This is a genomic window from Sagittula stellata E-37, from assembly GCF_039724765.1.
In the GTDB taxonomy this organism is placed as follows: domain Bacteria; phylum Pseudomonadota; class Alphaproteobacteria; order Rhodobacterales; family Rhodobacteraceae; genus Sagittula; species Sagittula stellata.
Genome location: NZ_CP155729.1, coordinates 1,000,153 through 1,022,819, shown reverse-complemented (window position 1 = coordinate 1,022,819; position 22,667 = coordinate 1,000,153). Strand labels below are relative to the sequence as shown.

The window sequence follows — 22,667 nt, the reverse complement described above, 5'->3', positions numbered from 1 at the left end:
CCGACGCATCTCAGCCCCAAAGCGCCGCGTCGGACGGATGCACACCGTCGGCGTCGTATGTCAGCGGCGGATCGCGGTCCTCGGCCAGCAACAGCGGACCGTCGAGGTCGACCACGCCGGCCCCCTGCGCGACCAGAACCGCGGGCGCCATTGCCAGAGACGACCCGACCATGCAGCCGACCATGATCCCGTAGCCTTCGGCCAGCGCCGCTTCCCGCAGGGCCAGTGCCTCGGTCAGCCCACCGGTCTTGTCGAGCTTGATGTTGACCACGTCGTACTTGCCCTTCAGCGCCGCGAGAGACGCCCTGTCATGGCAGCTTTCGTCGGCACAAAGCGGCACAGGACGCTCAAGCCCGATCAGCGCGTCGTCCTGCCCGGCAGGCAGGGGCTGCTCCACCAGGGCAACGCCAAGCCGTACGAGATGCGGCGCGAGATCGGCATAGACCGCCGCGCTCCACCCCTCGTTGGCGTCGACGATGATCCGGGCCTCCGGCGCACCGCGCCGCACGGCTTCAAGCCGCGGCATGTCGTCGGGCGTCCCGAGCTTGATCTTCAGAAGCGGCCGGTGCGCATGCTTGCGGGCCGAGGCCTCCATCCGTTCCGGCGTGTCCAGCGACAGGGTATAGGCGGTGATCTCGGGCCCGGGCGCCGAAAGCCCGGCCAGTTCCCAGGCCCGCCTGCCCGACACCTTCGCCTCAAGGTCCCACAAGGCACAGTCGACCGCGTTCCGGGCCGCCCCCGGTTCCAGCGCCTCTTGCAGGTCCGCCCGCGAGATCCCTTCCGGCAGGCCGGCGATCTCCGCAGCCACACTGTCCAGCGTCTCGTCGTAACGGGCATAAGGCACACATTCGCCCCGCCCGGTGATCCCGTCCCGGCTGACGGACACCGTCAGCACCTGCGCTTCGGTCCGCGATCCGCGGCTGATGGTGAAGGCTTCCGCAAGGCGGAAGACGTCGCGCCTGACCTCGATCATGGGCACTCCCCCCGTTTCTTCGCTTTGAAAATACTCGTCTCCGTCCGGGACACCAGCACGGCGCCGGGACGGAAGACCTTGAAGGGACGGTGGGTGGGGCGATTTCCGAAGGAAGAGCGTCCGGCCGAAGGCCGGCCCACCCGCCGGCCCCGTGTCAGACCCCCGCCAGGGCCTGCGCCAGACGGTCGGCGCCGTGGCGGAACGGGTCCACCGTGGGCAGGCCCAGGCGTGCCTCGGTCTCCGCACAGTAGCGCGCGGCCTCTTCCTCGCTCATGTGCTGGGTGTTGATCGACACGCCCACGACCTTGCAGTCCGGGTTCGCCACCTGCGCCATCGACAGGGCCGCGTCGCGGACCTGCTCCAGCGTTGGGAGCGCATAGCCCGGCAGGCCGCGCATGTGCGTACGGGTCGGCTCGTGGCACAGGATCAGGGCGTCGGGCTGGCCACCGTGGATCAACGCCAGCGTCACGCCCGAGAAGGACACGTGGAACAGGCTGCCCTGCCCCTCGATCACGTCCCAGTGGTCCTCGTCGTTGTCGGGCGACAGCCATTCGATCGACCCCGCCATGAAGTCGGCGATCACCGCGTCCAGAGGCACGCCGTCGCCGGTGATCAGGATGCCGGTCTGGCCGGTGGCGCGGAACGTGCTCTTCATGCCCGCCTCGCGCATCGACTTGTCCAGCGCCAACGCCGTGTACATCTTGCCGACCGAACAGTCGGTGCCCACGGCCAGCACACGCTTGCCCTTGCGTTTCGTGCCGTCGGCGATCGGATACTCCACGACCGGTACGCGCACGTCGTGCAGGGTCCGGCCGGTCGCCTCCGCCACCGCTTTGAGATCGGCCTCGTTGCGCAGGAGATTGTGCAGCCCGGAGGCGAGGTCGAAGCCCTCCTCCAGCGCCTGGACCAGCACCTTCTTCCACGCCGCCGAGATCTTGCCGCCCCGGTTGGCCACGCCGATCACCAGCGTCTTCGCCCCGGCGGCCTTCGCCTCTTCCAGCGTCATGTCCGGCAGTTTCATGTCGGCCTTGCAGCCGTCCATGCGCAACTGTCCGACACAGTTCTCCGGCCGCCAGTCGCGAATCCCCTGGGCCACTTTTGCGGCCAGCGGGTCCGGCGCATCGCCGAGGAAAAGAAGATAGGGCGTCTGAATCATGGTCGTCTCCGCAAATCGGTCTTGCGGGGATCATGGCCGCAATCCACCGCAACAAGCTTGCGATTACATGGGACAAACGGAGATTCTGACAAGAATCAGCGAAAAAACCGGCAAAATGGCGAAGAATCTCGCATTGCACAAACCGTTGCATACCGTGGCACACGCATTTTGCTTGCGCAGCATTCGGTAATTTAATAACCCGTCACGCGAAGATCACGCAATTTCCTTACTCAACCGAAGGAGCCCCTCCTCATGTCGTTCCGACTTCAACCGATTGCGCCCGCCGTTCCGAATCGTTGTCAGTTGTTCGGCCCCGGGTCGCGCGAGTCGCTGTTCGAGAAGATGGCGGCCTCTGCTGCGGACGTCATAAACATCGACCTTGAAGATTCCGTTGCCCCTGGGGACAAGGACAAGGCGCGCGCGCAGACGATCGCCGCCACCCACGATATCGACTGGGGCAAGAAGACCCTCTCGGTGCGGATCAACGGGCTCGATACGCCGTTCTGGTATCGCGATGTCGTCGACCTGCTGGAACAGGGATCGGAGCGGATCGACCGCATCATGATCCCCAAGGCGGGCTGTGCCTCGGATATCTATGCGGTCGACGCGCTCGTCACCTCCATCGAGCGTGCGAAGGGCCGCAAGAAGCCCATCCGGTTCGAGTGCATCATCGAAACCGCCGCCGGCATCGCCCATGTCGAAGAGATCGCCGCCGCCTCTCCGCGCCTCGAAGCCATGAGCCTCGGCGCGGCAGATTTTGCGGCCTCCATGGGCATGGCCACAACAGGTATCGGCGGCACGCAGGAAAACTACTACATGCACCGCGAGGGCCAGAAGTACTGGTCGGACCCCTGGCACTGGGCGCAGGCCGCCATCGTGGCCGCCTGCCGCACCCATGGCGTGCTGCCGGTGGACGGGCCGTTCGGCGACTTCTCGGACGACGAGGGCTTCCGCGCGCAGGCGCTGCGTTCCGCCACGCTGGGCATGGTGGGCAAGTGGGCCATCCACCCCAAGCAGATCGCGCTGGCCAACGAGGTCTTCACCCCCACCGACGCCGCGGTGGAGGACGCCCGCGCCATCCTGACCGCCATGCAGGAGGCCACCGCGCGCGGCGAAGGCGCCACGACCTACAAGGGCAAGCTGATCGACATCGCCTCGATGAAGCAGGCAGAAGTCATCGTGAAGCAGGCCGATCTGATCGCCGGGATGTGAGACCCTTTTAACGGGGGATGCCGCATCGGCTGAACATCGTCGAAACAGACCGAACGGGGCGTCAACCACGCCCCGTTAACCATTTATTATGGTGAGTCCCGGCCGGTTCGCCCCCCTGAACCGGCCGGTTGTTAACCATCGAACGGTGCCAATTTCCCGGTTTCCCGCCCGGATCGCCAAAATTCACCGAATTGCCGCGGCGCAGCACAAATCGCCGATCACGCCTGCGTGTGCACGCGGTCCACATCAGGCCCAACGTCCATACCAGCCGGGTCCGGAAACCCTGCCCTTGCCTTTCGGTCAACTTCCTCGCAGGCTTTCGACAATTCGAACAAAACGATTTTTTCTGAAATGGGAAAACGCATGTCCGACTGGTCCAATGGCTACCCGACCGACTCCGTCTACATCGATGCCATCCAGCCTGCGATCTCTCCGTGGCGCTGGCACCAGTCACTGGCCTTCGCCGGGCGCGACGCACCGGACCCGGGCAAGCCGTTCCGTTTCCTCGAACTGGGCTGCGGGTCGGCCACCACGCTGATCGGTCTGGCCGCTGCCTATCCGTGGGCGGAGTTCACAGGCTACGACTTCATGCCGGAATGCGTGATGCAGGCCAACGCGCTGATCGCCGAGACCGGGATGACCAACGTCGAGGTGCGCGAGGCCAGCTTTGCCGAGATGGCGCAGGAGACCCCGGCAGAGAAATACGACTTTGCCAGCGCGCACGGCGTCTGGACCTGGGTGCCGGAGACTGTCCGCCGCGACATCGTCGCGGTCATGGGGCGGTGGCTGGCGCCGGGCGCGGTGTTCTACGTGGGTTACAACACGGCGGCTGGCTGGGCCGCGTCCGAGCCGATCCGCAAGATCTTTGCCGAGGTGCCGAAAGGCCCGCCGGGCAACCCCTACGGTCCCGCGCGCGAGGCGGTGTCGCACTGGTTGACGCTGATGGGCGAGACCAACCCGGGCGTGCGGGCGCACTGGGCGACGATGGCCGACCGCGACGACCATTTCCTGGCGCACGAATTGGGCAACCCGCATGGCACCGGCGTGTGGATGGAGGAGGTCGCCGCCCCCCTGGCGGATGCCAAGATGGCCTATGGCGGCCCGGCGGTCCTGGCCGAGAACATGGACGGCCCCTTCCTCGACGAGCCGCGCCTCGACCTGCTGCGGCAGGCGGTGGCGGAGGGCTGGGGCGAGGCGGCGCGCGACCTGCTGCATGGCCGCTTCTTCCGGAAGGACCTGTACCACCGTGGGGCGCCGTTCCTCGGCGCGTCCGAAATGGTGGCGCGGATGCGCGCGCTTGACGTGGTGCCGTGGGACCAGGAGATCCGCCTGACCACGCACCTCGGGATCTACCGGCGGCTGAAACACCACCTTCAGGACGACCTGGTCGCCGCGCTGCATGCCCGCGCGGCAGAGGGGGCGACACTGGGCGATTGCGCGGACGTGCTGGGCGACAACCCGGCGCAGACCTTCCAGATCGCGATGCTGGCCCTTGCCTCGGGCAAGTTGCTGGACAGGCGCCCGGCAGAGCAGATCGCCGCGTCAGAAGAAGGGTGCGACCGGTTCAACATGGCGATGCTGCGGCGGTTGCAGACCGGGGCGCCCTCGCCCGGCCTTGTCTCGCCGGTGATCGGCGGCGCAATCGAGGTTCAGGAAGAGACGCACCGCACGGCGCTGGCCGAGGGCGAGCCGGGCCCGGATCTTGCCCGGCGGCTGCGCATGCTGGGGGTGGCGTGATGTCCGACTGGTCCCAGGGATACCCCACCGACAGCGCCTACATCGACGCCATCCAGACAGAGATCACGCCATGGCGGTGGGCGCAGGCGATGCACTTCGGCGGGCTGAGCTGCCCCGATCCGGGCAAGCCGTTCCGTTTCCTCGAACTGGGTTGCGGGTCGGCGATGACGCTGATCGGCCTGGCCGCCGCCTATCCGTGGGCGGAGTTCACCGGCTACGACTTCATGCCCGAGCACATCGTCATGGCGAACCGCCTGATCGCCGAGATCGGCCTGACCAACATCGAGGTGCTGGAGGGCAGCTTTGCCGAGATGGCGGCCAACCCGCCCGCCGAAAAGTACGATTTCGCCGCCGCGCATGGTGTCTGGACCTGGGTCCCGCCGGAGGTCCGTGAAGAGATCGTCGACGTGCTGGGCACTTGGATGGCGCCGGGGGCGGTGGCCTACTTCGGCTACAACGCGGCGGCGGGATGGTGCTCGCTGGCGCCGGTCCGCAAGATCTTCCGCTCGGCCCCCATGGCGCGGTCGGCAGACGAACGGTATGGCCCGGCACGGGCCGCCGCGCAGGCCTGGGTCGACATGATGGCCGACGGCTATCCGCAGATGGAGCTTTTGTGGAACAAGCTGAGCGAGGCACCGGACCACTTCCTGGCGCACGAAATCGCCAGCCCCTTCGGCACGGGCAAGTGGATGGAAGACCTCGGCCGGCCGCTGGAGCGCGCCAAGATGGCCTTTGCCGGGCCGGCGGTGCTGGTGGAGCACATGGAGGCGCTGTACCTCGATGCCGCCGAGATGGACTTCCTGAAGAAGGCCGTGGACGGCGGATGGGGCGAGACGGCGCGCGACCTGTTGCTGCGCCGGACCTTCCGCAACGACCTGTTCCACCGTGGCGCGATGAAGATGTCCGGCCCGGCCATGGTCGACAACATGCGCGGGATCGAGGTGGTGCCCTGGGACCCGGCGCTTGAAATGGGAACCCACCCCTCGGTCGGCGACCAGCTCAAGCGCGGGTTGCCCGACGATGTGCTGGACGGGCTGAAGGATTTGGCCGGGGACGGCGGGCGGACCTTCGGCGACTGCATGGCGGCGTTGGACGTGCCCGCCGCGCAGGCGTTCCAGGTGGTGATGACGGCCTATGTGTCGGGCAACCTGCTGGACCTCCGGCCCGAAGCGCAACGCGAGGCCGCGCAGGACGGCTGCGACAGGTTCAATGCCGCGATGATGCGCCGTCTGAAATCCCGCAAGCCGATGCCGGGCTTCATGTCGCCGGCCTGGGGCGGCCCGATCCAGTTCGGCATGAAGGCGCATCGCGCGGTCATTGCCGGCGAGGCGGAAGACAGTTTCGGTCTTGCGGACAGGATGGCGACGCTGGGCATCGCGGTCTGACCGCCAGCCGCCGCCGCTCAGGCGCGCATGTCCTTCGGAGAGCCCATCACCACGTAGGTGGTCAGCCTGTCCACCTGCGGCAGCGCACCCAGAATGTCTGTGTGGAAGTGCTTGTAGGCGGCCAGGTCGGCGACCTCGACCCGCAAGAGGTACTCTACCGCGCCGGTGATGTTGTGGCATTCGACCACCTCCGGGGCGGCGGTCATGGCCCGCTCGAACGCCTCCTGCGCGACCTTGGTGTGCTGGTTCAGCCCGACCGAAAGGTAGGCCACGAACCCCGTCCCCGTCTTGCCGGGATCGAGCACGGCGCGATAGCCCGCGATCACACCCGCCTTTTCCAGCGCCTGGGTCCGGCGCAGGCAGGCAGAAGGCGACAACCCAACCCGCTCCGCCAACATGAGGTTGGACATGCGGCCATCGGCCTGAAGCTCTCGCAATATCCTGCGGTCAATCTGGTCAAGATCGGTCATGGATTGCGCAATACCATGGAAAACGCCGGAAATGGCAATTTCATGGCGCGACGGATGCGTCAGAGTTGCGTCAAAGCCGAAATCCGGACGCGCATTCCCATGACCTTCGACATCTTCCCCGCCCTCGCGGGCTTTGCCGCCGCCTCCTTGTTCACGCCGGGGCCGAACAACCTGATGCTGGTCGCGTCGGGCGCCAATTTCGGCATCCGGCGGACCTTGCCGCACCTGTCGGGTGTCGTGCTGGGATTTCCGCTGATGATCGTGCCGGTGGGCCTGGGCGCGATGCGGCTCTTCGATCTCTGGCCCCCGGCCTACGCGGTGCTGAAGACGCTGGCGGTGGTCTACCTTCTCTACCTCGCCTGGAAGATCGCCACCGCCGGAGAGGTCCGCGAAGCGGCGGCCGAGACGCGGCCCATGACCTTCGCGCAGGCGGCGGCCTTCCAGTGGGTCAACCCGAAGGGCTGGAGCATGGCGCTGGGGGCGATCACGCTGTACGCGCCGGGCCGGGACGTGGCCGGGGTGCTGTTCGTCGCATCCGTCTTCCTGGCGCTCGGCACGGTATCGGGCATCGTCTGGACCAGCTTCGGCACCGGTATCCGCCGCTGGCTGGCCAACCCGGTGCGCCTGCGCTGGTTCAACCGGACGATGGCGGCGCTGCTTGTCGCCGCCATGGTGCCCGTGCTGTTCGGCGGATAGCCATCCCCGCGACTGGCGCGCTGCGCCCGGCCTGCCGGAAGGCGGCCGGCGAGATGCCGTAGAGCGCCTTGAACGCCCGCACGGAGCTGTCCACGTTGTCGTAACCGCTGTGCGCGGCGATCCGGTCCACGGGGGCGGGGCCGTGCGTCGGGCCGAAGGCGGCGCGGTGCAGCCGCAACCGGCGCACCGCCCGTGCCGCGGTTTCTCCGGTCATGGCGTGAAACACGTGCGCGACGTGGACACGCGACATTCCCGCCACCCCGCACAGGGCATCGAGCGAGAGGTCCCCGCCGGGACGGTCGACGATGTGCCGGATCGCCCGGCGCAGGCGGGATTCGCAGGACGTGGCGGGCGGCGTGGCGGACATGGGCGCTCCTTTCCGGGCCATCGTGCACCGACGGGGGCGACAAATCTTGCTTTGTTGCGTTCCGGCTGCGCAATCGCCATATAGCGCCCAGCATCATGGAGGACACCGCATGGCCAACTACCTCGATTTCGAGAAGCCGCTGGCGGAGATCGAAGGCAAGGCGGAAGAACTGCGCGCGATGGCGCGCGAGAACCCCGGCATGGACGTGGAGGCCGAGGCGAAGGCGCTCGACAAGAAGGCCGACGCGCTGCTCAAGGACCTCTACGCCAAGCTGACGCCCTGGCGGAAGTGCCAGGTCGCGCGGCACCCGGAGCGCCCGCATTGCAAGGACTACATCGAGGCGCTGTTCACCGAATACACGCCGCTGGCCGGCGACCGGAACTTTGCCGACGACCACGCGGTGATGGGCGGGCTCGCGCGGTTCAACGACGAACCGGTGATGGTGATCGGCCACGAGAAGGGCCACGACACCTCGTCCCGGATCGACCGCAACTTCGGCATGGCCCGGCCCGAGGGCTACCGCAAGGCGGTGCGCCTGATGGACATGGCGGACCGCTTCGGGCTGCCGGTGGTGACGCTGATCGACACGCCCGGCGCCTACCCCGGCAAGGGCGCCGAGGAACGCGGCCAGTCCGAGGCGATCGCCCGGTCGACCGAAAAATGCCTGAAGATCGGCGTGCCGCTGGTGACGGTGATCATCGGCGAAGGCGGCTCGGGCGGGGCGGTGGCCTTCGCCACGGCGAACCGCGTCGCGATGCTGGAGCATTCGGTCTACTCGGTGATCTCGCCCGAAGGCTGCGCGTCGATCCTGTGGAAGGATGCCGAAAAGATGCGCGAGGCCGCGGAGGCGCTGCGACTGACGGCGCAGGATCTCTACCAGCTCGGTGTCTGCGACCGGATCATCCGCGAACCGAAAGGCGGCGCGCACCGCGACCGCGCGGCGGTACTCTCCTCGGTCGGCGAAGCCATCGCGACGATGCTGAAGGAGCTCGGCGGCACGAAACGCGGCGAACTGGTGCAGGCCCGCCGGGCCAAGTTCCTGAACATGGGGGCCAAGGGACTGGCCGCCTGAGCGGCCCCCCGTTCCGCCGCAGTGCGCAAAGGCGGCTGGCCGCCCCCTTAACGGCCAGCCGGTCCAGTCGCACCACCGTCCCCGGCCCTATGTTCCCCAGGCCCAGCGTTCCCATATCCGGTCCTCCCAAGCCCAGTCTTCCCAGGCCCAGTCTTCGCATATCCAGTCTTCCCAGGCGCCACCTGCATCGCTGGCGCCATCGGCCTATCGCGACTGCCGTCCTCTCCATGCCCCCACGCCGAAAGGCCCCTGCCCCGACCTCCCGGCTTCTTTGCTTCGAAAATACTCCGGGGAGCGCGAGGGGCCGGCCCCTCGCTCCTGCCCCGTCCACAGGCGCCGGCGGTCGGGCCCTGACACAACCCCTGAAACATTCGCTGGCGCGGACGTGACCCGGCGTCAGGCGATTGTCGAGTGACAGGCACATCCGGCTGCGCTCATATCGCGGCATGGAATTGCTGTTCGCATATGGCGCGGGGCTTCTGACCCTCATCAACCCCTGCGTGGTGCCGGTGCTGCCCATCGTGCTCGCGGGCGCGCTGCAGGCCAGCCCGCGCGGGCCCCTGGCGATGGCGGCGGGGATGTCGCTGTCCTTCGTGGTCCTCGGCGTCTCGGTTACGGCTTTCGGGCATCTCGCCGGACTCGACGCCGAGACCATCTCAAGGGCCGGGGCGGTGCTGATGGTGGCCTTCGGGCTGGCGCTTCTGGTGCCGCGCGCCGGCGCGGTGCTGGCCGGGGCGACGGCTGGCATGGCGGCGCGCGCCGACACGCGCATGGACAGCGTCGACCGCACCGGGCTGCGGGGGCAGTTCCTCGGCGGGCTGCTGCTCGGCGCGGTCTGGAGCCCCTGCATCGGCCCCACGCTCGGCGGCGCCATAGCACTTGCCTCGCAGGGCGAAAGCCTTCTGCGGGTGACGGCGATCATGGCGGCCTTCGCCATGGGCGTCTCGACCCTGATCCTCGGGCTGGCCTACGGCACGCGCGGCGCCATCGGACGGCACGGCGCCACGCTCCGGCGGCTGGCGGTCGCGGCCCGGCCCGTGCTGGGCGTGGTCTTTGCCGCCACCGGGCTGGCGCTCCTGTTCAACCTCCACCATATGGTCGAGGCCTGGCTGATCGGCATCCTGCCAGCCTGGCTGATCGACCTCTCCGTTTCGCTCTGACCCGTTGTCCCCTTCCCTTGCCAAAGGAGTTTCCCATGCACCGCCGCAGCTTCCTGACCCTGACCGCGGGCGCGCTTGTCCTGCCCTTCGCCGCCCGTGCCGCGCTGGAATACACGCCCGGCCTCACCAGCCAGCGGCTCGCCGCCGGAGAGACCCTCTTCCTCGACTTCCGGGCAAGCTGGTGTTCGACCTGCGCCGCCCAGGAGCGCGTGCTGTCCGCGCTCAAGCAGGAAAACCCCGCCTACGAGCAGAACATCACCTTCATCGACGTCGACTGGGACACCCATGGCAAAGGGGAGCTGTCGCGCATGCTGAACATCCCGCGCCGTTCCACCCTCGTCGTGCTGAAGGGCGATCAGGAGCTGGGCCGCCTCGTCGCACAGACCGGCAAGGCCGAGATCAAGGCGCTGATGGACACCGCGCTCGGGGCCGCGACGTCCTGATCCGCAGGCCGCGCTACAGCACGCTTTCCAGCCCGAGGGAGGCGATCAGTTCGTAATACGCGACGACCACCGCCGCGAAGGCGGCGATCTGGATCAGCTCCCGCTTGAAGGCGTGAGAGTGGAAGAAAGCCCGGTCGCGGTGGTGGATCACGTCCATCAGCTCGTCCCCGATTCGCACCGACAGGAAGGTCCCGGCGGCGGACAGTCCGACAACGCCCCAGTAGGGCCAGGGGTGCGTGAGGATCTGATGGAACAGACGGGTCAGCACGGTCGTGTCGAAATAGGCCGGGCCCAGCAGAAGGGTTGTGCCCACGATGCTGCCCGCCAATGCCCAGACCGCCAGTTCGGAGATCACCATGCGGATGCCGAACAACACCCGCAGCGGGAAATCCAGCAGAAAGCCCGCGTCGGCGATGGGCGTGCAGAGCACGAAGAAGGCCCAGGTCAGCCCCGCCGTGACCGCACCGGTGGCCGCGTCGAACCGCACCCAGAGGTAGGCGAAGTAACCGGCGAGCAGCCCGAGCAGGAGCAGGAACTTGACCAGCACCTGCCGGCGCGGCGGCGTGGCGGACGGATCTGACGGCATGGCGGCTTCTTTCAGAGGGGCGGCGCGGTCTTCGGATATGCGCGGCCCTGCCCTTCTCCGCAAGCGGGCGTGTTGACGCGGTGGGCGCCGGGGAACACTGGCGGGACGGTGGGTAGGGCGGGCCTGCGGGCCGCCTGCCGCCTTACATGCGCTTGAGCGCCGGGGCCGGAAGAATGTGGCGTGGCGCGGGCCTTCGGGCCGCGTGGCCCTCGGATGCGGTCGGTCGGATGCGGTTTGTCAGATCCGGTCGGCGATCATCCGCAGGCCCTGCGTCACGTCGGTGCGCACCGCCAGTCTCAGGCCCGGCTCGTCCCCGGCCTTCAGCGCGGCGATGATGAGCCGGTGGTACTGCGGCGGATCGGTGCGGCGCAGGCGGCTGTAGAGCGCCCGCATCGTCGGCCCGAGTTGCAGCCAGACCGTTTCGCACATCGCCAGCATCGCCGGAGCCTGCGCCCGCAGGTAGAGCGCGCGGTGGAATTCCAGGTTCGTGCGGATGTAGGCCACCGCATCACGGTTCGACACCGCATCGCCGATGGTGGCGTTGATGGTCTGCAACCGGTCGATCAGCGCCATGTGGGCGCGGGGCAGCGCGCGCGATGCCAGTTCGACCTCCAGCAGGGCGCGCAGCGCGGCCAGTTCCTCGATCCGTTCGTTCGACAGTTCCGGCGTCGCCACCCGGCCCGAGTTCGACATCGACAGCGCGCCTTCGGCCACCAGCCGGTTCACCGCTTCGCGGGCGGGCGTCATCGACACGTCGAATTCCTTGCCGATGCCGCGCAGGGTCAGCGCCTGCCCCGGCCCGATCTGGCCGTGCATGATCCGCGTCCTCAGCCCGCGATAGACGCGGTCGTGGGCAGAGGCGGTGATCTCGGTCTTCAGTGGAACGGTTTGCATGCGGCCATGTGATCACAAACAGGCGGCAGGTCAATCGGTTCTCGCCATGCGGCACCTGAACCGGGCCATTCGGACATTACGCAACGTCAAGATGAAATTCCTGAAACAACTTCGCCCATGCGTTCGTGAATAGAGTCAAACGCCGGGCCGGAAATGGTCCGGCAGGGATCGGAGAACGTCTTGGGGCGCGTTCTTCGTTCGGGTCGGGTGCCAAATCAAGACACACCTGCGGCACCCTCCGGCTGTCATGTGCCTGGGCACGTGAAGAGCCCCAAACCAGACCATGCCCAGGCATGGCAGGGGAAGGGGGACTTCCGGGTCCCCCTTTTCCATTTCCTTTTGCCACTGCGATGAGAGCGTGCAGTCGTGGGCGCTCAAACAGCGATCCCGGTGTGCGGCGTCCAGGCGGTGCGGAAGGGCGGGCTTTGCAGGATACACCGGATGCGCGGGTCGTCCCGCGTCCGCTCGGGCGGGTGGAAGTACAGGTCGGCGTAGGCGTCGGCGAACCTTTCCTGCGTGCCGCCGGTGATGCCGTTGTGCGGCTGGCGGGCCAGCAGGCGAAAACCCTCCGCGTCGTTGCGCATGATCCAGCTCAGCGCGCCATAGCTCCAGTCGACGAGGTGCCCCAGTTCGTGCAGCAGCGTGTAATGCTTGCCGCTGGGACGGTTGTTGATCGGCCGCTGGCGCGGGTCGAAACTGTCGATGTCGATCATGATCCAGAAGCGGCGACTGTGCGGCGACAGGTCCCTCCAGCCGCGCTGCGTCGCGTTGGTCGACCCGCCGGCGTATTCGCGCATCTCGCCGGATCGGGAGTCGCGCACCTGCCGGTCGCGGATCACGATGCGTTGCAGGCTGCGCAGATGATCCGCGGGGACGCAGCGCAACGTGTGGGACAGGCGTTCCTGCTGTTCCGGGGTGATCGGCAGGCCTTCGAGCGGGATCGCGCCCGCGCGGGAGTGAAGCGTCGTCATCGGACCCTCCTTCGGGTGTGACTTTACTACCTGAAGATGTGGGGACGCGCAGCGCACCGTCACAGGCAGGGATACCTGTCTTGACGGGACGGCGCCTGTCGGGTCTGTCAGAGGTCAGTCGAACCGGTAGCGGTGCAGCTCGTTGCCGTGATCGCGCAGCCATTTGCGCGGCGCCCGCCAGTCGCCGTAGAGGCGCTCGACCTCTGCCCAGAAGCGGTCGGAGTGATTCATGTGCCGCAGGTGCGCGACCTCGTGGGCGGCAACGTAGTCCAGCACCTCCGGGTGGCCGAGGATCAGCCGCCACGAATACATCAGCCCGCCGTCCGACGTGCACGACCCCCAGCGCGACCGCGTGTCGCGCAGGGTCAGCCGGGTGTAGGGCTTGCCCAGTTTCGCACTGTAGACATCCGACGCCGCCGCCAGCCGGTCGCGGGCCAGCGTCCTGAGATAGCCCTGGAGCCGCGCCGCCGCCCGGTCGGGATCGCCCGGCACGCAAAGCACGCCGTCGCCCCGGGTGACCGAGCGCCCCGTGCCCGCGACGATCTCGTGCAGTGCGCCCTCCAGCGGGATGCGCGTGCCAAGGCCAACGGGCACCGGCGCGCCCTGGTTTTCGAGGTGGCGCCGCAGCCAGGCTTCCTTGGACCGCAGGAAGGCACGGCCCTCCGCCTCCGGCACGGCGCGCGGCAGGGTCAGCGTCACGCGCCCGTCGAGCTGCGAGATCCGCAGGCTCAGCCGGCGTGCACGGGCGGACCGGCGTACGGTGACCGCAATCTCGGGGTTGCCAGTCAGGCGGATCTGCCCCATATGACGCCTTCCCCCAAAAGCTTTGACATCGAACCGGTCATATGGCAGGGGGCGCAGATTGTCGACGGGGCCGCGCAAGGGCCCAGCATCAAGAGGGGAATACCCATGCCGAAGGAAGAATGGGGCACGAAGCGCGTCTGCCCGACCACCGGCAAGCGCTTTTACGACCTGAACCGCAACCCGATCGTCAGCCCGTACACCGGTGAGGTCGTGAACATCGACACCGGCAAGCGCAGCATGATCGCGGCGGATGCCGAGGATCAGGCCTCGAAGGCGAAGAAGAAAGACTCGGAAGACGTCGATCTGCTGGACGACGACGATGTCGAAGTCGATCTGGACGACGACGATGTTCTGGAAGACGAGGACGACGACAACGTCTCGCTCGACGACATCACGGACGTGTCCAACGAGGACGACGATTCCTGATCGCACGCTTTGGCCTCTTCCCGATGGGGAGGGGCTGCCTGCCCGCCGCAAGACGGGCCACAACAAAAGCCGCGACGCGGGGTGCATTTTCCGCTTGATCCCGCTGGCGGCTTCTCGTAATCACCCCCGCACGGCGCGGATGCGCCGCCCAGGGACGACACTTCGACAGGCCGAACGGCCCGCCGGAGAAGACCAGAAGATGGGGCCTTAGCTCAGCTGGGAGAGCGCTACAATGGCATTGTAGAGGTCAGGGGTTCGATCCCCCTAGGCTCCACCATTCTTCCTATAACGCGACAGGTCGACCGCCCGGGCAGGCACCGGGACAGGGTCCGCCCTGTCGTTTTGACGTGTTTGCAGCCGGCATTCCGGCAGACTTATCCCGCATCCTGCCAGATGCCGACCCTTCCGCGTCCGGACCCGGGCGCCCTTTTCCGGAGCCGCTCCGCATGATTCCTGCCCTGACCGACGCGCTGACCGAACGCGGTTACGCCACCCTTACCCCCGTGCAGGAGGCCGTGACCGCACCGGAGGCCTTCGGGCGCGACCTGCTGGTGTCGGCGCAGACCGGATCGGGCAAGACGGTGGGCTTCGGCCTTGCCATCGCGCCGACGCTTCTGGGCGAGGAACAGGCCTTCGGACCCGCCGGCACACCGCTGGCGCTGGTCGTGGCCCCCACGCGCGAACTGGCCTTCCAGGTGATGCAGGAGCTGCGCTGGCTGTACGAAAAGACCGGCGCGATGGTGAATTCCTGCGTCGGCGGCATGGATGTCCGGCAGGAGCGGCGCTTTCTCGAACGCGGCACGCATATCGTCGTGGGCACGCCCGGGCGGCTCTGCGACCACATCCGGCGCGGCGCGCTGGATCTGAGCGACGTGCGCGCGGTGGTGCTGGACGAGGCCGACGAGATGCTGGACCTGGGCTTCCGCGAAGATCTGGAGTTCATCCTTCAGACCGCCCCCGCCGAGCGGCGCACACTGCTGTTCTCGGCCACCGTGTCGCCGGTTATCGGCCGGATCGCGGAGGAGTTCCAGAAGGACGCCTTCCGGATCAACACCATCAACAAGGCCCAGCAGCACGCCGACATCGCCTACAAGGCGCTGCGCGTGGCGCAGGCGGATTCGGATCACGCGATCTTCAACCTGCTGCGGTTTCACGACGACGAAAGCGCGATCGTCTTCGCCAACACCCGCGCGCAGGTGAACCACCTGACGGCGCGTCTGCACAACCGCGGCCTGTCGGTGGTCTCGCTGTCCGGCGAGCTCAGCCAGCAGGAACGCACACACGCGCTGCAGGCGATGCGCGACGGGCGGGCGCGGGTCTGCGTCGCGACCGACGTTGCTGCGCGGGGCATCGACCTGCCGAACCTGTCGCTGGTCATTCATGCCGACCTGCCGACCAACACCGAAAGCCTGCTGCACCGCTCTGGGCGGACCGGGCGCGCGGGGAAGAAGGGTATCTCGGCCCTGATCGTGCCGCCCAAGTCGGTGAAGAAGGCCGAGCGCCTGCTGAAATGGGCGAAGATCACGGCGGAGTGGGCCGTGCCGCCTTCGGCCGAGGACATCAGCGCGCGCGACGAGGAAAAGCTGCTGACCGATCCGTCGTGGCAGATGGGCGTGCCGGAGGACCAGGCCGAGTTCGCCGCCCGCCTGCTTGAGGCGCACGGGCCGGAGGCAGTGGCCGCCGCGCTGGTCCGCATGCACCTGTCGCGCCATTCCGCGCCGGAAGACCTGCAAAGCCCCGACGCGCCCGCGCGCCGCGACACCAAGGGCTTCGGCCCGAGCCGCTGGTTCGCGCTGTCGGTGGGCCGCAACGACCGAGCGGAAGCGCGCTGGCTCCTGCCACTGATCCTGCGCGCCACGGACCTCGAAAAGGACGCGATCGGCGCGATCCGGGTTCAGGACACGGAGACATATGTCGAGATCGCCGCACCCCGGGCCGCGACCTTCGAGGGCGCGCTTGGAGCCGACGGGATGCTGGCCGACAACATCACGGCCCGCGCCGTGGACGGCGAGCCGGAATTCTCCCGCCGCCCCTCTGGCCCGCGCCGCGACGACGGGTTCCGCAAGGGACCGAAGCCGCATCGCGGGCGGAGCGACGATCGGGACGACCGGTCGGAGCGCAAGCCGCGCCCGCCTCGTGAAGATCGCCCGCAGCGTTCGGAGCGGACCGAGCGCCCCGCGCCAGCCGCCGCACAGGCATCCGCTCCGGTGAGCGACGCCGCGCCGCGCGCCGAAGCGTCTGCCGCCCCGGCCGCCGACGCGCCGCGCCCGAAGAAGCTCGCCGCACGTCCGGAAGGCAGATCCGAAGGCAAGCCGGCGGGCAAGTTCACCCAGCGCACCGAGGGCAAACCATACGGCAAACCGAACCGCGAACGCTCCGACCGGGACGGCCCGAAGAAGCCCTACAAGCCGCGCGCGTCCAGGGACGGCGATGGCGCACCGGCCAAGCCCGCCTACCGCAGCAATGCCTCCGACCCGTCGCAGCGCATGTCTCGCGGACCGGCGAAGGGCCCCGGCAAGGGGCCTGCGAAAGGTCCGGGCAAGGGGTCGTTCAAGACCGCATCGAAGGATGGCGCCAAGGGTCCGTCGAAGTTCAAGGGCAAGACCGGCGGCAAGCCGCGCGTCGGCGGGACGGAACCGCCGCGCCGCAAGGGCTGAGCGCGCGCGTCACGCTTCGGCAAAGGTTTCCGCGTGGAACCGGTCGACGGTCAGCGTATCGCTCCAGTGATCCCCGGGCAGCCCGGCCTTGACCATCAGCGCCTCGACGAAGGCGCGGGGGTCGGGCAGCTTTTCCCAGACCATCGGCAAAAAGGTCCCTGCGCGGTCCGCATCGCGCAGGATCAGACCGTCGCGCCCCGGCACCAGTTGCGACAGGAGATCCTGCAGGTTCGCGAAGCTCACCCGCCGCGCCGGTGACAGGATGGCGATCTTGATCGCGGTCCGCTTCAGCTCCCGTTCCTTCAGCCGGCGAAAGCGCGGGTCCTCGAAAGCGGATTTCTGGATGTTGACGGTCACGTCTTCGACCAGGGGGCGATGTGCCCTGAGACTGCCCATGCAGCCGCGCAACTGCCCCTTCTGTTCCAGCGTCACGAAACTCGCCCCAAAGGTCTGCAGCGGCGCCGGGAAGCTGGCCGTGTCGATGACCGGCGGTGTGCCCCGGCGGAGGCTGGAGGCCAGCGCCTCGCGCGCTGCGCGGAGAAGTCGGCTGCGCAGGTCCTTGTCCAGGCAGGCCGCCTGCCCCGCCGTGATCGCCCAGGCGCCGTAGCCCACGGTGCGGCTCTCGTCCCCCGTCACCTCGCCCGAGTTCGCCATGGCCAGACGGGTCAGCCGCGTGCCCTCGGCCAGTCGCGAGGCGAAGAAACCGGCGATGGCGCGTGCGCCGCAGGCTTCTTCTGGGTGCAGGTCGGGGGCGGCACCGGTTTCCAGCCGTTCGGCGGTGCGGGCGTCCTTCGCCCGCGCGTCATCGCGGGTCAGAAAGTGGCTGAGGTCGGAAGAAAGGACAATCAGCGTGCCCTCGGGCAGCGCATCCACCAGCGCCGCCACCCGATCGTTGCCAGTCCGCCCGATCACCAGCGGCAGGACGGGCACATCGGGATGCAGAGCGTGGAGGACGGGAAGCTGCACCTCGACACCGTGCTCCTGATCGTGGGCGGCGTCCTCCACATGGATCAAACCGGCGGCGACCATCGCGGCACGCGTGGCGATGTCGATGCGCTGCGTCCCCGTGGGCAGGGCGAAGGCGTCCTGCGACGGCGCGGCGATGCCGTCGAAGGCGTGCCGGTGCGAGGGTGACAACACGGCGATGGACTTGGGCGCGGCCTCCCGGGTCGTGGCCAGCGCCCGCGCGGTCAGACGCCCCGAGAAGCGGTAGCCCGCGTGGGGCGAGATCACGGCAACGGGCGGTTCGGGGGCAGTGGGCGCGCCGTCCAGCAGCGCCGCCACCTCGGCCGCCAGCGCGCCGGGCTGGCCCGGGTAGAATCGCCCCGCGACGGCGGGCTGTCGTGTGCTGGTCATCGTCACCTGCCTTCCGTTGCCCGATCATTGTCTCGCGTCGGGCACAGGAAACCAAGCGCCTTTCACGAGACCATCCTGCGACGGAAACAACCGAGAGTTCGGTCGATGTGCACTCTGCCCCAGCGAATGCCCGTTGCGCGACGGGCACAGCAGCCGATGTGACCGGAGGCGGCAGATCCTCCGGCCGGTCTGGGTTCGTTGCGCGAAAGCGTCGGCCTGAACGCAACGCGCCCCGGAAATGCCGGGGCGCGCGCGTTGGTCCGTGCGGGACAGATCAGTTGTAGGTGCAGGTCAGGACGTAGCGGCCCTTGCCCAGGAAGGGCTTTTTCCAGACAAAGCGCGTGCCCTTGTAGGGGTCCTTGCAGGCCAGAGAGGAATAGTGGCCCTGAACATAGGGATCGCCCCCGGTGAAGCACACGTCATAGACGGCAAGACCGCTGCCATACCGGTCGCAGGCCGGCGTAACCAGATCCATCGGGCCGTCATGGGATTGGTGGCCTGCGGACGCTGCGGTGGCCATAGCGGAAATTGCAAAAGCGGCAGCGCCAAGGAACGTTTTGATCTTCATTAGTAACCTCCAAAAATAAGTTGGTGATCCGAATTAAGACCGATTCGCCCCCGCCTGTCGCGCAAAAAAGGCAAAATTATGGCCAATTCCCTGACGGCGTAAGACCCCGGTTTAATTCACAATGGCAACGGCTAAATCGAGAATTATTCCCACTGCTGGAAATCGACCCAACCATTGGTTGATATTGAATCGAATGCTGGGAATTAAGTCCAGTAGGGATTTCCATAGTAGACCGACAGTGAACAATGGCGCAGCCAAAGCGATCCGCTTTCGCATGTCCAGGACAGAGCGGGCACTCCTGCCGTCCATGAGATCGGCCATGCGGGCAAAGGCCGTGTCACCCGTCTGTCCGGCGCTGCGGACCATCGTCGGCATCTGCCGCGACGCGCGGCGCGCGTTTTCGTCTCGAATGGCATATCTGTGTCAGAGCTCCGCGGCGCGAAAGGCTTCGACCGCCGGACTCGGCGCCATGTAACACACCATTCCCGCCGGTGCAGCACAAGACAGCGTGCCGCAATCCGAAAGCCCTGTCGCGCCTGTGGATATATCCGAAGGGCGCAATTCACGGCCATCTGGCGACGGACGGATATAGCACGCCGAAATTCCCGGGAGAGCCGCAGTTATCCGTACAGCGCTGCGGGACTTTGCCAAGCGGACGCGGCGGGGGGGCAAGATTTCCCGGTCGTCAGACCGAGGAAAAGCAGGCCAGCGCCGACCCATGCACGCCGATGTCCACCGGTCCGAAGAACGAGTCGACGCAGAGCGAGAAGAGCTCTGCCTCCGGAAGCCACACCATCGTGTAGGCGCCGTTCGAGCGGGTGACCATGATGCAGGTCGTGGTGGCGCCACCCGGCGCGGTCACGGTGATCGGCACATGGCGGGCGCGCAGGCGGCGGAAATCGTCCAGCAGCATCCGGTCGGCCCGTGTGGCCTTTGGGTGCATCGCCAGTTCCGCATCGACAAGCGCCGTGACGTGATCGGTCAGCGTGGTCATGGACGGGAGTCTAGCGCAGCGGTGGCGGGCGGTCAGCCCATCATGGCGCGACGGATCAGGTTCAGACCCGCCACCAGCAGCACGGCCAGCGTGGCGCGGCGGAAGGCGCGCTGGTCGATGCGGTCCTGGATGCGGTTGCCGATCCACATGCCGCAGACGGCGGTGGGCAGCAGCAAGGCCGAGAACCAGACCGACCGTTCGTTCAGCACGCCCGACCCGATGTGCGCAATGGTCAGCGCCACCGCACCCAGACCGTAGATCACGCCCTGAACGCGCATCTGCTCGGTCTTCTCGGTGCCGATGGCGGTCAGGTAGGCCACAGTCGGCGGCCCCCAGACGCCGGACAGCCCGCCGATGAACCCCGCGAAGGCGCCGATCCCGGCTTCGAGCCCGGGGCGCGTGCCGGGGGCGAGCTTCAGTTGCCATCCGGCCAGTTGCAGCATGGCGAAGACGGAGATCGGCAGGCCGATTGCCAGCAGCAGCCACTGCACCGGCAAGACCGCCACCAGTTGTGCGGACCCCAGCAGGAACACCAGTCCGACCGCCAGGAACAGCCGGAACCGCTTGAGCGACTGCCACGCGGCGCCTGCCCCCTGCCGGAGGGCCTGCATGCCGTTGGTGACGAGTGTCGGCAGGATCAGACCGGCGAGCGCCAGTTCCGGTGGCAGCAGGCTGGTCAGGCCGGAGATCATGATCATCGGCATGGCGAAACCGACCATTCCCTTGACGACGCCCGCCACGAATCCGATGGCTATGGCGGCCAGCAGGACAGGCAGGGCGAGATCGGGCAGCAAAGCGGTCATGATGCGCTGATAGCACGGGCGTCCGGGGCCCGCCGCAACAAACGTCTGCGCAAGAATTGAACACTGCGTGGCGTCCCTTGGTATTTTTGTTGCGCTGCAGGTGCAAACTGTTTAGGACCGTCGCAATCGAATTCACAACCCGAACACGTCGCGTCCGGCGACCGAAAACGACGACAAGGAGACGAGAAATGGCGCATGATGGACAAGACCTGGGCCAGGGCCGCGTGATCCTGCCCGACCTTCTGAGCCTGACCGGCGCGGCGGTAGCCCCGGTGGAACAGGTGTTCGAGGCCGCACGCGCGCGCGTGCGCGAATTGGTCAGCGTGGACGGTCGCGTATCGGCCCGCGCGGTGGAGGACAACCAGACCGCTGCACACGGCCTCGCGTGGTTCGCCACCTACCTCGAGTCGCTGCGCCAGATGCAGGGCTGGGCAGAGAAGCTGACAGCCGAAGGGACCTTCGGAGAGGTCGAGCAACTGCTGCACCAGATCGCCTTTGGCGAGTACCTCGCGCAGATCATGGGCGGCATCCAGATGAACCAGGGCGAGATGGTGCGCCTTGCCAACCTGGGCGTGACCCCCGCCGAAGCCGCGCCGCTGGCCAGCGAGGCCATCGTCACTTTGACGCTGAATGCCAACAGCCAGGCCGCGCGGACCCGGTTGGTGGAACTGATGGAGGAACGCTCGGCCGAAATCACGGTCGGCCGCAGCGGTCTCGACGAAGAGCTGGAGATGATCCGCGAGCAGTTCCGCCGGTACGCCGTCGACAAGGTGGAGCCCTTTGCCCACGAATGGCACCTGAAGGACGAGCTGATCCCGATGGAGGTCATCGAGGAACTGTCGGAGATGGGCGTCTTCGGCCTGACCATCCCCGAAGAGCACGGCGGCTTCGGCCTGTCCAAGGCGTCGATGTGCGTGGTGTCGGAGGAGCTGTCGCGCGGGTATATCGGCGTCGGCTCGCTCGGCACCCGGTCCGAGATCGCCGCAGAGTTGATCATCGCGGGCGGCACGGAGGAGCAGAAGGCGAAGTGGCTGCCAAAGCTCGCCTCGGGCGAAGTGCTGCCCACCGCCGTCTTCACCGAGCCGAACACCGGGTCCGACCTCGGATCGCTCCGGACGCGGGCGGTGAAGGACGAGAACGGCGACTACCGGGTCACCGGCAACAAGACGTGGATCACCCACGCCGCCCGGACCCACATCATGACGCTACTGGCGCGCACAGATCCGTCGACGGACAACTACAAGGGTCTGTCGATGTTCATCGCCGAAAAGACGCCGGGCACCGACGAGGCACCCTTCCCCACCGAGGGCATGACCGGCGGCGAGATCGAGGTGCTGGGTTACCGGGGCATGAAAGAGTACGAGCTGGGCTTCGACAACTTCAAGGTCAAGGGCGAGAACCTGCTGGGCGGCGTCGAGGGCAACGGCTTCAAGCAGCTGATGGAGACGTTCGAATCGGCGCGCATCCAGACGGCGGCGCGGGCCATCGGCGTGGCGCAAGCGGCGCTGGACGTGGGCATGCGCTACGCGCTGGACCGCAAGCAGTTCGGCAAGGCGCTGATCAAGTTCCCGCGCGTGTCGGGCAAGTTGGCGATGATGGCGGTCGAGGTGATGATCGCACGGCAACTGACGTATTTCTCGGCGCGGGAGAAAGACGAGGGCCGGCGCTGCGACCTTGAGGCCGGGATGGCGAAGCTGCTGGGCGCGCGTGTCGCCTGGGCCGCAGCGGACAACGCGCTGCAGATCCACGGCGGGAACGGTTTCGCGCTGGAATACACCGTGTCGCGCATCCTGTGCGACGCCCGCATCCTCAACATCTTCGAGGGCGCGGCGGAAATTCAGGCGCAGGTCATCGCGCGGCGTTTGCTGGGCTGACATTGTCATCATGGACGGGAAAGGCGCCCCCGGAGGGCGCCTTTTTCGTGGGCCGGGACACGC

General features: G+C 67.5%; 22 protein-coding genes and 1 tRNA gene. 11 read left to right on the top strand and 12 right to left on the bottom strand.

Annotation, left to right across the window (positions count from 1 at the left end):
* Positions 1–10: 10 nt before the first annotated feature.
* Positions 11–973: an N-acetyl-D-Glu racemase DgcA gene (dgcA, locus tag ABFK29_RS04830; RefSeq protein WP_005855203.1), complete on the bottom strand. Its 963-nt coding sequence runs from the start codon at positions 971–973 to the stop codon at positions 11–13.
* Positions 974–1,127: 154 nt separating this feature from the next.
* Positions 1,128–2,129: an N-acetyltransferase DgcN gene (dgcN, locus tag ABFK29_RS04825; protein WP_005855200.1), complete on the bottom strand. Its 1,002-nt coding sequence runs from the start codon at positions 2,127–2,129 to the stop codon at positions 1,128–1,130.
* A gap of 252 nt (positions 2,130–2,381) precedes the next feature.
* On the opposite strand from dgcN, the gene ABFK29_RS04820 reads away from it, so the two are divergent.
* The 3 genes from ABFK29_RS04820 to ABFK29_RS04810 all read left to right on the top strand — a co-directional run bounded on the left by ABFK29_RS04820 (position 2,382) and on the right by ABFK29_RS04810 (position 6,463).
* Entirely contained in the window at positions 2,382–3,341 is a 960-nt protein-coding gene (locus ABFK29_RS04820; RefSeq protein ID WP_040604041.1) for an L-malyl-CoA/beta-methylmalyl-CoA lyase, read from the top strand.
* 363 nt (positions 3,342–3,704) lie between these two features.
* Entirely contained in the window at positions 3,705–5,078 is a 1,374-nt protein-coding gene (locus tag ABFK29_RS04815) for a class I SAM-dependent methyltransferase (protein ID WP_157136376.1), read from the top strand.
* On the top strand, positions 5,078–6,463 hold the full coding sequence (locus ABFK29_RS04810) for a class I SAM-dependent methyltransferase (protein WP_005855194.1): 1,386 nt from the start codon (positions 5,078–5,080) through the stop codon (positions 6,461–6,463). The genes ABFK29_RS04815 and ABFK29_RS04810 overlap by 1 nt, the downstream gene beginning before the upstream one ends.
* A 17-nt stretch (positions 6,464–6,480) precedes the next feature.
* Here ABFK29_RS04810 and ABFK29_RS04805 read toward each other — a convergent pair whose 3' ends face one another.
* Positions 6,481–6,933: an Lrp/AsnC family transcriptional regulator gene (locus ABFK29_RS04805; RefSeq protein ID WP_005855192.1), complete on the bottom strand. Its 453-nt coding sequence runs from the start codon at positions 6,931–6,933 to the stop codon at positions 6,481–6,483.
* A gap of 99 nt (positions 6,934–7,032) precedes the next feature.
* Here ABFK29_RS04805 and ABFK29_RS04800 point away from each other — a divergent pair, with 99 nt between their 5' ends.
* Positions 7,033–7,629: a LysE family translocator gene (locus ABFK29_RS04800; protein WP_040604125.1), complete on the top strand. Its 597-nt coding sequence runs from the start codon at positions 7,033–7,035 to the stop codon at positions 7,627–7,629.
* Here ABFK29_RS04800 and ABFK29_RS04795 read toward each other — a convergent pair.
* Complete coding sequence (locus ABFK29_RS04795; RefSeq protein WP_050772337.1) at positions 7,568–7,996, bottom strand: helix-turn-helix domain-containing protein; 429 nt, start codon at positions 7,994–7,996, stop codon at positions 7,568–7,570. The two genes, ABFK29_RS04800 and ABFK29_RS04795, sit on opposite strands and share 62 nt — an antisense overlap.
* Positions 7,997–8,105: 109 nt before the next feature.
* Here ABFK29_RS04795 and ABFK29_RS04790 point away from each other — a divergent pair, with 109 nt between their 5' ends.
* From ABFK29_RS04790 to ABFK29_RS04780, 3 genes are all read left to right on the top strand, one after another.
* The gene (locus ABFK29_RS04790) at positions 8,106–9,068 is read left to right on the top strand and encodes an acetyl-CoA carboxylase carboxyltransferase subunit alpha (protein ID WP_005855186.1); all 963 of its coding nucleotides are present in this window, start codon (positions 8,106–8,108) and stop codon (positions 9,066–9,068) included.
* A gap of 446 nt (positions 9,069–9,514) precedes the next feature.
* Positions 9,515–10,228 (top strand): cytochrome c biogenesis CcdA family protein, encoded by a 714-nt coding sequence (locus ABFK29_RS04785; protein WP_005855183.1) that lies wholly within the window; start codon positions 9,515–9,517, stop codon positions 10,226–10,228.
* 35 nt (positions 10,229–10,263) lie between these two features.
* A complete protein-coding gene (locus ABFK29_RS04780) occupies positions 10,264–10,671 on the top strand; it encodes a thioredoxin family protein (protein WP_005855181.1) in 408 nt (135 codons plus the stop codon).
* A gap of 13 nt (positions 10,672–10,684) precedes the next feature.
* Here the strand turns inward: ABFK29_RS04780 and ABFK29_RS04775 are convergent, their stop codons facing one another.
* From ABFK29_RS04775 to ABFK29_RS04760, 4 genes are all read right to left on the bottom strand, one after another.
* A complete protein-coding gene (locus ABFK29_RS04775; protein ID WP_005855179.1) occupies positions 10,685–11,257 on the bottom strand; it encodes a hypothetical protein in 573 nt (190 codons plus the stop codon).
* A 237-nt stretch (positions 11,258–11,494) separates the two neighbouring features.
* Positions 11,495–12,151 carry a GntR family transcriptional regulator gene (locus tag ABFK29_RS04770; protein ID WP_005855178.1) on the bottom strand — a complete coding sequence of 219 codons (657 nt, stop codon included), beginning with the start codon at positions 12,149–12,151 and terminating at the stop codon, positions 11,495–11,497.
* A gap of 374 nt (positions 12,152–12,525) precedes the next feature.
* Entirely contained in the window at positions 12,526–13,122 is a 597-nt protein-coding gene (locus tag ABFK29_RS04765) for a hypothetical protein (protein ID WP_005855176.1), read from the bottom strand.
* Positions 13,123–13,236: 114 nt separating this feature from the next.
* Positions 13,237–13,926, bottom strand: a complete 690-nt coding sequence (locus ABFK29_RS04760; RefSeq protein WP_005855174.1) for a M48 family metallopeptidase — start codon at positions 13,924–13,926, stop codon at positions 13,237–13,239.
* 105 nt (positions 13,927–14,031) lie between these two features.
* Between ABFK29_RS04760 and ABFK29_RS04755 the strand changes: the two genes are divergently transcribed.
* The 3 genes from ABFK29_RS04755 (at position 14,032) to ABFK29_RS04745 (ending at position 17,009) form a co-directional block, all read left to right on the top strand.
* Positions 14,032–14,352: a TIGR02300 family protein gene (locus ABFK29_RS04755; protein WP_040604123.1), complete on the top strand. Its 321-nt coding sequence runs from the start codon at positions 14,032–14,034 to the stop codon at positions 14,350–14,352.
* Positions 14,353–14,553: 201 nt separating this feature from the next.
* Positions 14,554–14,629 (top strand) — tRNA-Ala (locus tag ABFK29_RS04750).
* 169 nt (positions 14,630–14,798) lie between these two features.
* Positions 14,799–17,009: a DEAD/DEAH box helicase gene (locus tag ABFK29_RS04745; RefSeq protein WP_005855169.1), complete on the top strand. Its 2,211-nt coding sequence runs from the start codon at positions 14,799–14,801 to the stop codon at positions 17,007–17,009.
* A 9-nt stretch (positions 17,010–17,018) separates the two neighbouring features.
* Here the strand turns inward: ABFK29_RS04745 and amrB are convergent, their stop codons facing one another.
* The 4 genes from amrB to ABFK29_RS04725 all read right to left on the bottom strand — a co-directional run bounded on the left by amrB (position 17,019) and on the right by ABFK29_RS04725 (position 20,730).
* The gene (gene amrB, locus ABFK29_RS04740; RefSeq protein WP_050772336.1) at positions 17,019–18,365 is read right to left on the bottom strand and encodes an AmmeMemoRadiSam system protein B; all 1,347 of its coding nucleotides are present in this window, start codon (positions 18,363–18,365) and stop codon (positions 17,019–17,021) included.
* Positions 18,366–18,639: 274 nt separating this feature from the next.
* Positions 18,640–18,933: a hypothetical protein gene (locus ABFK29_RS04735; protein WP_005855165.1), complete on the bottom strand. Its 294-nt coding sequence runs from the start codon at positions 18,931–18,933 to the stop codon at positions 18,640–18,642.
* Positions 18,934–19,618: 685 nt separating this feature from the next.
* On the bottom strand, positions 19,619–19,927 hold the full coding sequence (locus ABFK29_RS04730; protein ID WP_005855161.1) for a hypothetical protein: 309 nt from the start codon (positions 19,925–19,927) through the stop codon (positions 19,619–19,621).
* 32 nt (positions 19,928–19,959) lie between these two features.
* Positions 19,960–20,730, bottom strand: coding sequence for a sulfite exporter TauE/SafE family protein (locus ABFK29_RS04725; protein ID WP_005855160.1), 771 nt, complete (start codon positions 20,728–20,730; stop codon positions 19,960–19,962).
* 188 nt (positions 20,731–20,918) lie between these two features.
* Between ABFK29_RS04725 and ABFK29_RS04720 the strand changes: the two genes are divergently transcribed.
* Positions 20,919–22,604, top strand: a complete 1,686-nt coding sequence (locus ABFK29_RS04720; protein ID WP_005855158.1) for an acyl-CoA dehydrogenase family protein — start codon at positions 20,919–20,921, stop codon at positions 22,602–22,604.
* Positions 22,605–22,667: the final 63 nt, after the last annotated feature.

Excerpts from the sequence above, each read along its gene's own strand:
- dgcA (WP_005855203.1), bottom strand. The coding sequence starts at position 973 with ATGATCGAGGTCAGGCGCGACGTCTTCCGCCTTGCGGAAGCCTTCACC.
- dgcN (WP_005855200.1), bottom strand. The coding sequence starts at position 2,129 with ATGATTCAGACGCCCTATCTTCTTTTCCTCGGCGATGCGCCGGACCCG.
- ABFK29_RS04820 (WP_040604041.1), top strand. The coding sequence starts at position 2,382 with ATGTCGTTCCGACTTCAACCGATTGCGCCCGCCGTTCCGAATCGTTGT.
- ABFK29_RS04815 (WP_157136376.1), top strand. The coding sequence starts at position 3,705 with ATGTCCGACTGGTCCAATGGCTACCCGACCGACTCCGTCTACATCGAT.
- ABFK29_RS04810 (WP_005855194.1), top strand. The coding sequence starts at position 5,078 with ATGTCCGACTGGTCCCAGGGATACCCCACCGACAGCGCCTACATCGAC.
- ABFK29_RS04805 (WP_005855192.1), bottom strand. The coding sequence starts at position 6,933 with ATGACCGATCTTGACCAGATTGACCGCAGGATATTGCGAGAGCTTCAG.
- ABFK29_RS04800 (WP_040604125.1), top strand. The coding sequence starts at position 7,033 with ATGACCTTCGACATCTTCCCCGCCCTCGCGGGCTTTGCCGCCGCCTCC.
- ABFK29_RS04795 (WP_050772337.1), bottom strand. The coding sequence starts at position 7,996 with ATGTCCGCCACGCCGCCCGCCACGTCCTGCGAATCCCGCCTGCGCCGG.
- ABFK29_RS04790 (WP_005855186.1), top strand. The coding sequence starts at position 8,106 with ATGGCCAACTACCTCGATTTCGAGAAGCCGCTGGCGGAGATCGAAGGC.
- ABFK29_RS04785 (WP_005855183.1), top strand. The coding sequence starts at position 9,515 with ATGGAATTGCTGTTCGCATATGGCGCGGGGCTTCTGACCCTCATCAAC.
- ABFK29_RS04780 (WP_005855181.1), top strand. The coding sequence starts at position 10,264 with ATGCACCGCCGCAGCTTCCTGACCCTGACCGCGGGCGCGCTTGTCCTG.
- ABFK29_RS04775 (WP_005855179.1), bottom strand. The coding sequence starts at position 11,257 with ATGCCGTCAGATCCGTCCGCCACGCCGCCGCGCCGGCAGGTGCTGGTC.
- ABFK29_RS04770 (WP_005855178.1), bottom strand. The coding sequence starts at position 12,151 with ATGCAAACCGTTCCACTGAAGACCGAGATCACCGCCTCTGCCCACGAC.
- ABFK29_RS04765 (WP_005855176.1), bottom strand. The coding sequence starts at position 13,122 with ATGACGACGCTTCACTCCCGCGCGGGCGCGATCCCGCTCGAAGGCCTG.
- ABFK29_RS04760 (WP_005855174.1), bottom strand. The coding sequence starts at position 13,926 with ATGGGGCAGATCCGCCTGACTGGCAACCCCGAGATTGCGGTCACCGTA.
- ABFK29_RS04755 (WP_040604123.1), top strand. The coding sequence starts at position 14,032 with ATGCCGAAGGAAGAATGGGGCACGAAGCGCGTCTGCCCGACCACCGGC.
- ABFK29_RS04745 (WP_005855169.1), top strand. The coding sequence starts at position 14,799 with ATGATTCCTGCCCTGACCGACGCGCTGACCGAACGCGGTTACGCCACC.
- amrB (WP_050772336.1), bottom strand. The coding sequence starts at position 18,365 with ATGACCAGCACACGACAGCCCGCCGTCGCGGGGCGATTCTACCCGGGC.
- ABFK29_RS04735 (WP_005855165.1), bottom strand. The coding sequence starts at position 18,933 with ATGAAGATCAAAACGTTCCTTGGCGCTGCCGCTTTTGCAATTTCCGCT.
- ABFK29_RS04730 (WP_005855161.1), bottom strand. The coding sequence starts at position 19,927 with ATGACCACGCTGACCGATCACGTCACGGCGCTTGTCGATGCGGAACTG.
- ABFK29_RS04725 (WP_005855160.1), bottom strand. The coding sequence starts at position 20,730 with ATGACCGCTTTGCTGCCCGATCTCGCCCTGCCTGTCCTGCTGGCCGCC.
- ABFK29_RS04720 (WP_005855158.1), top strand. The coding sequence starts at position 20,919 with ATGGCGCATGATGGACAAGACCTGGGCCAGGGCCGCGTGATCCTGCCC.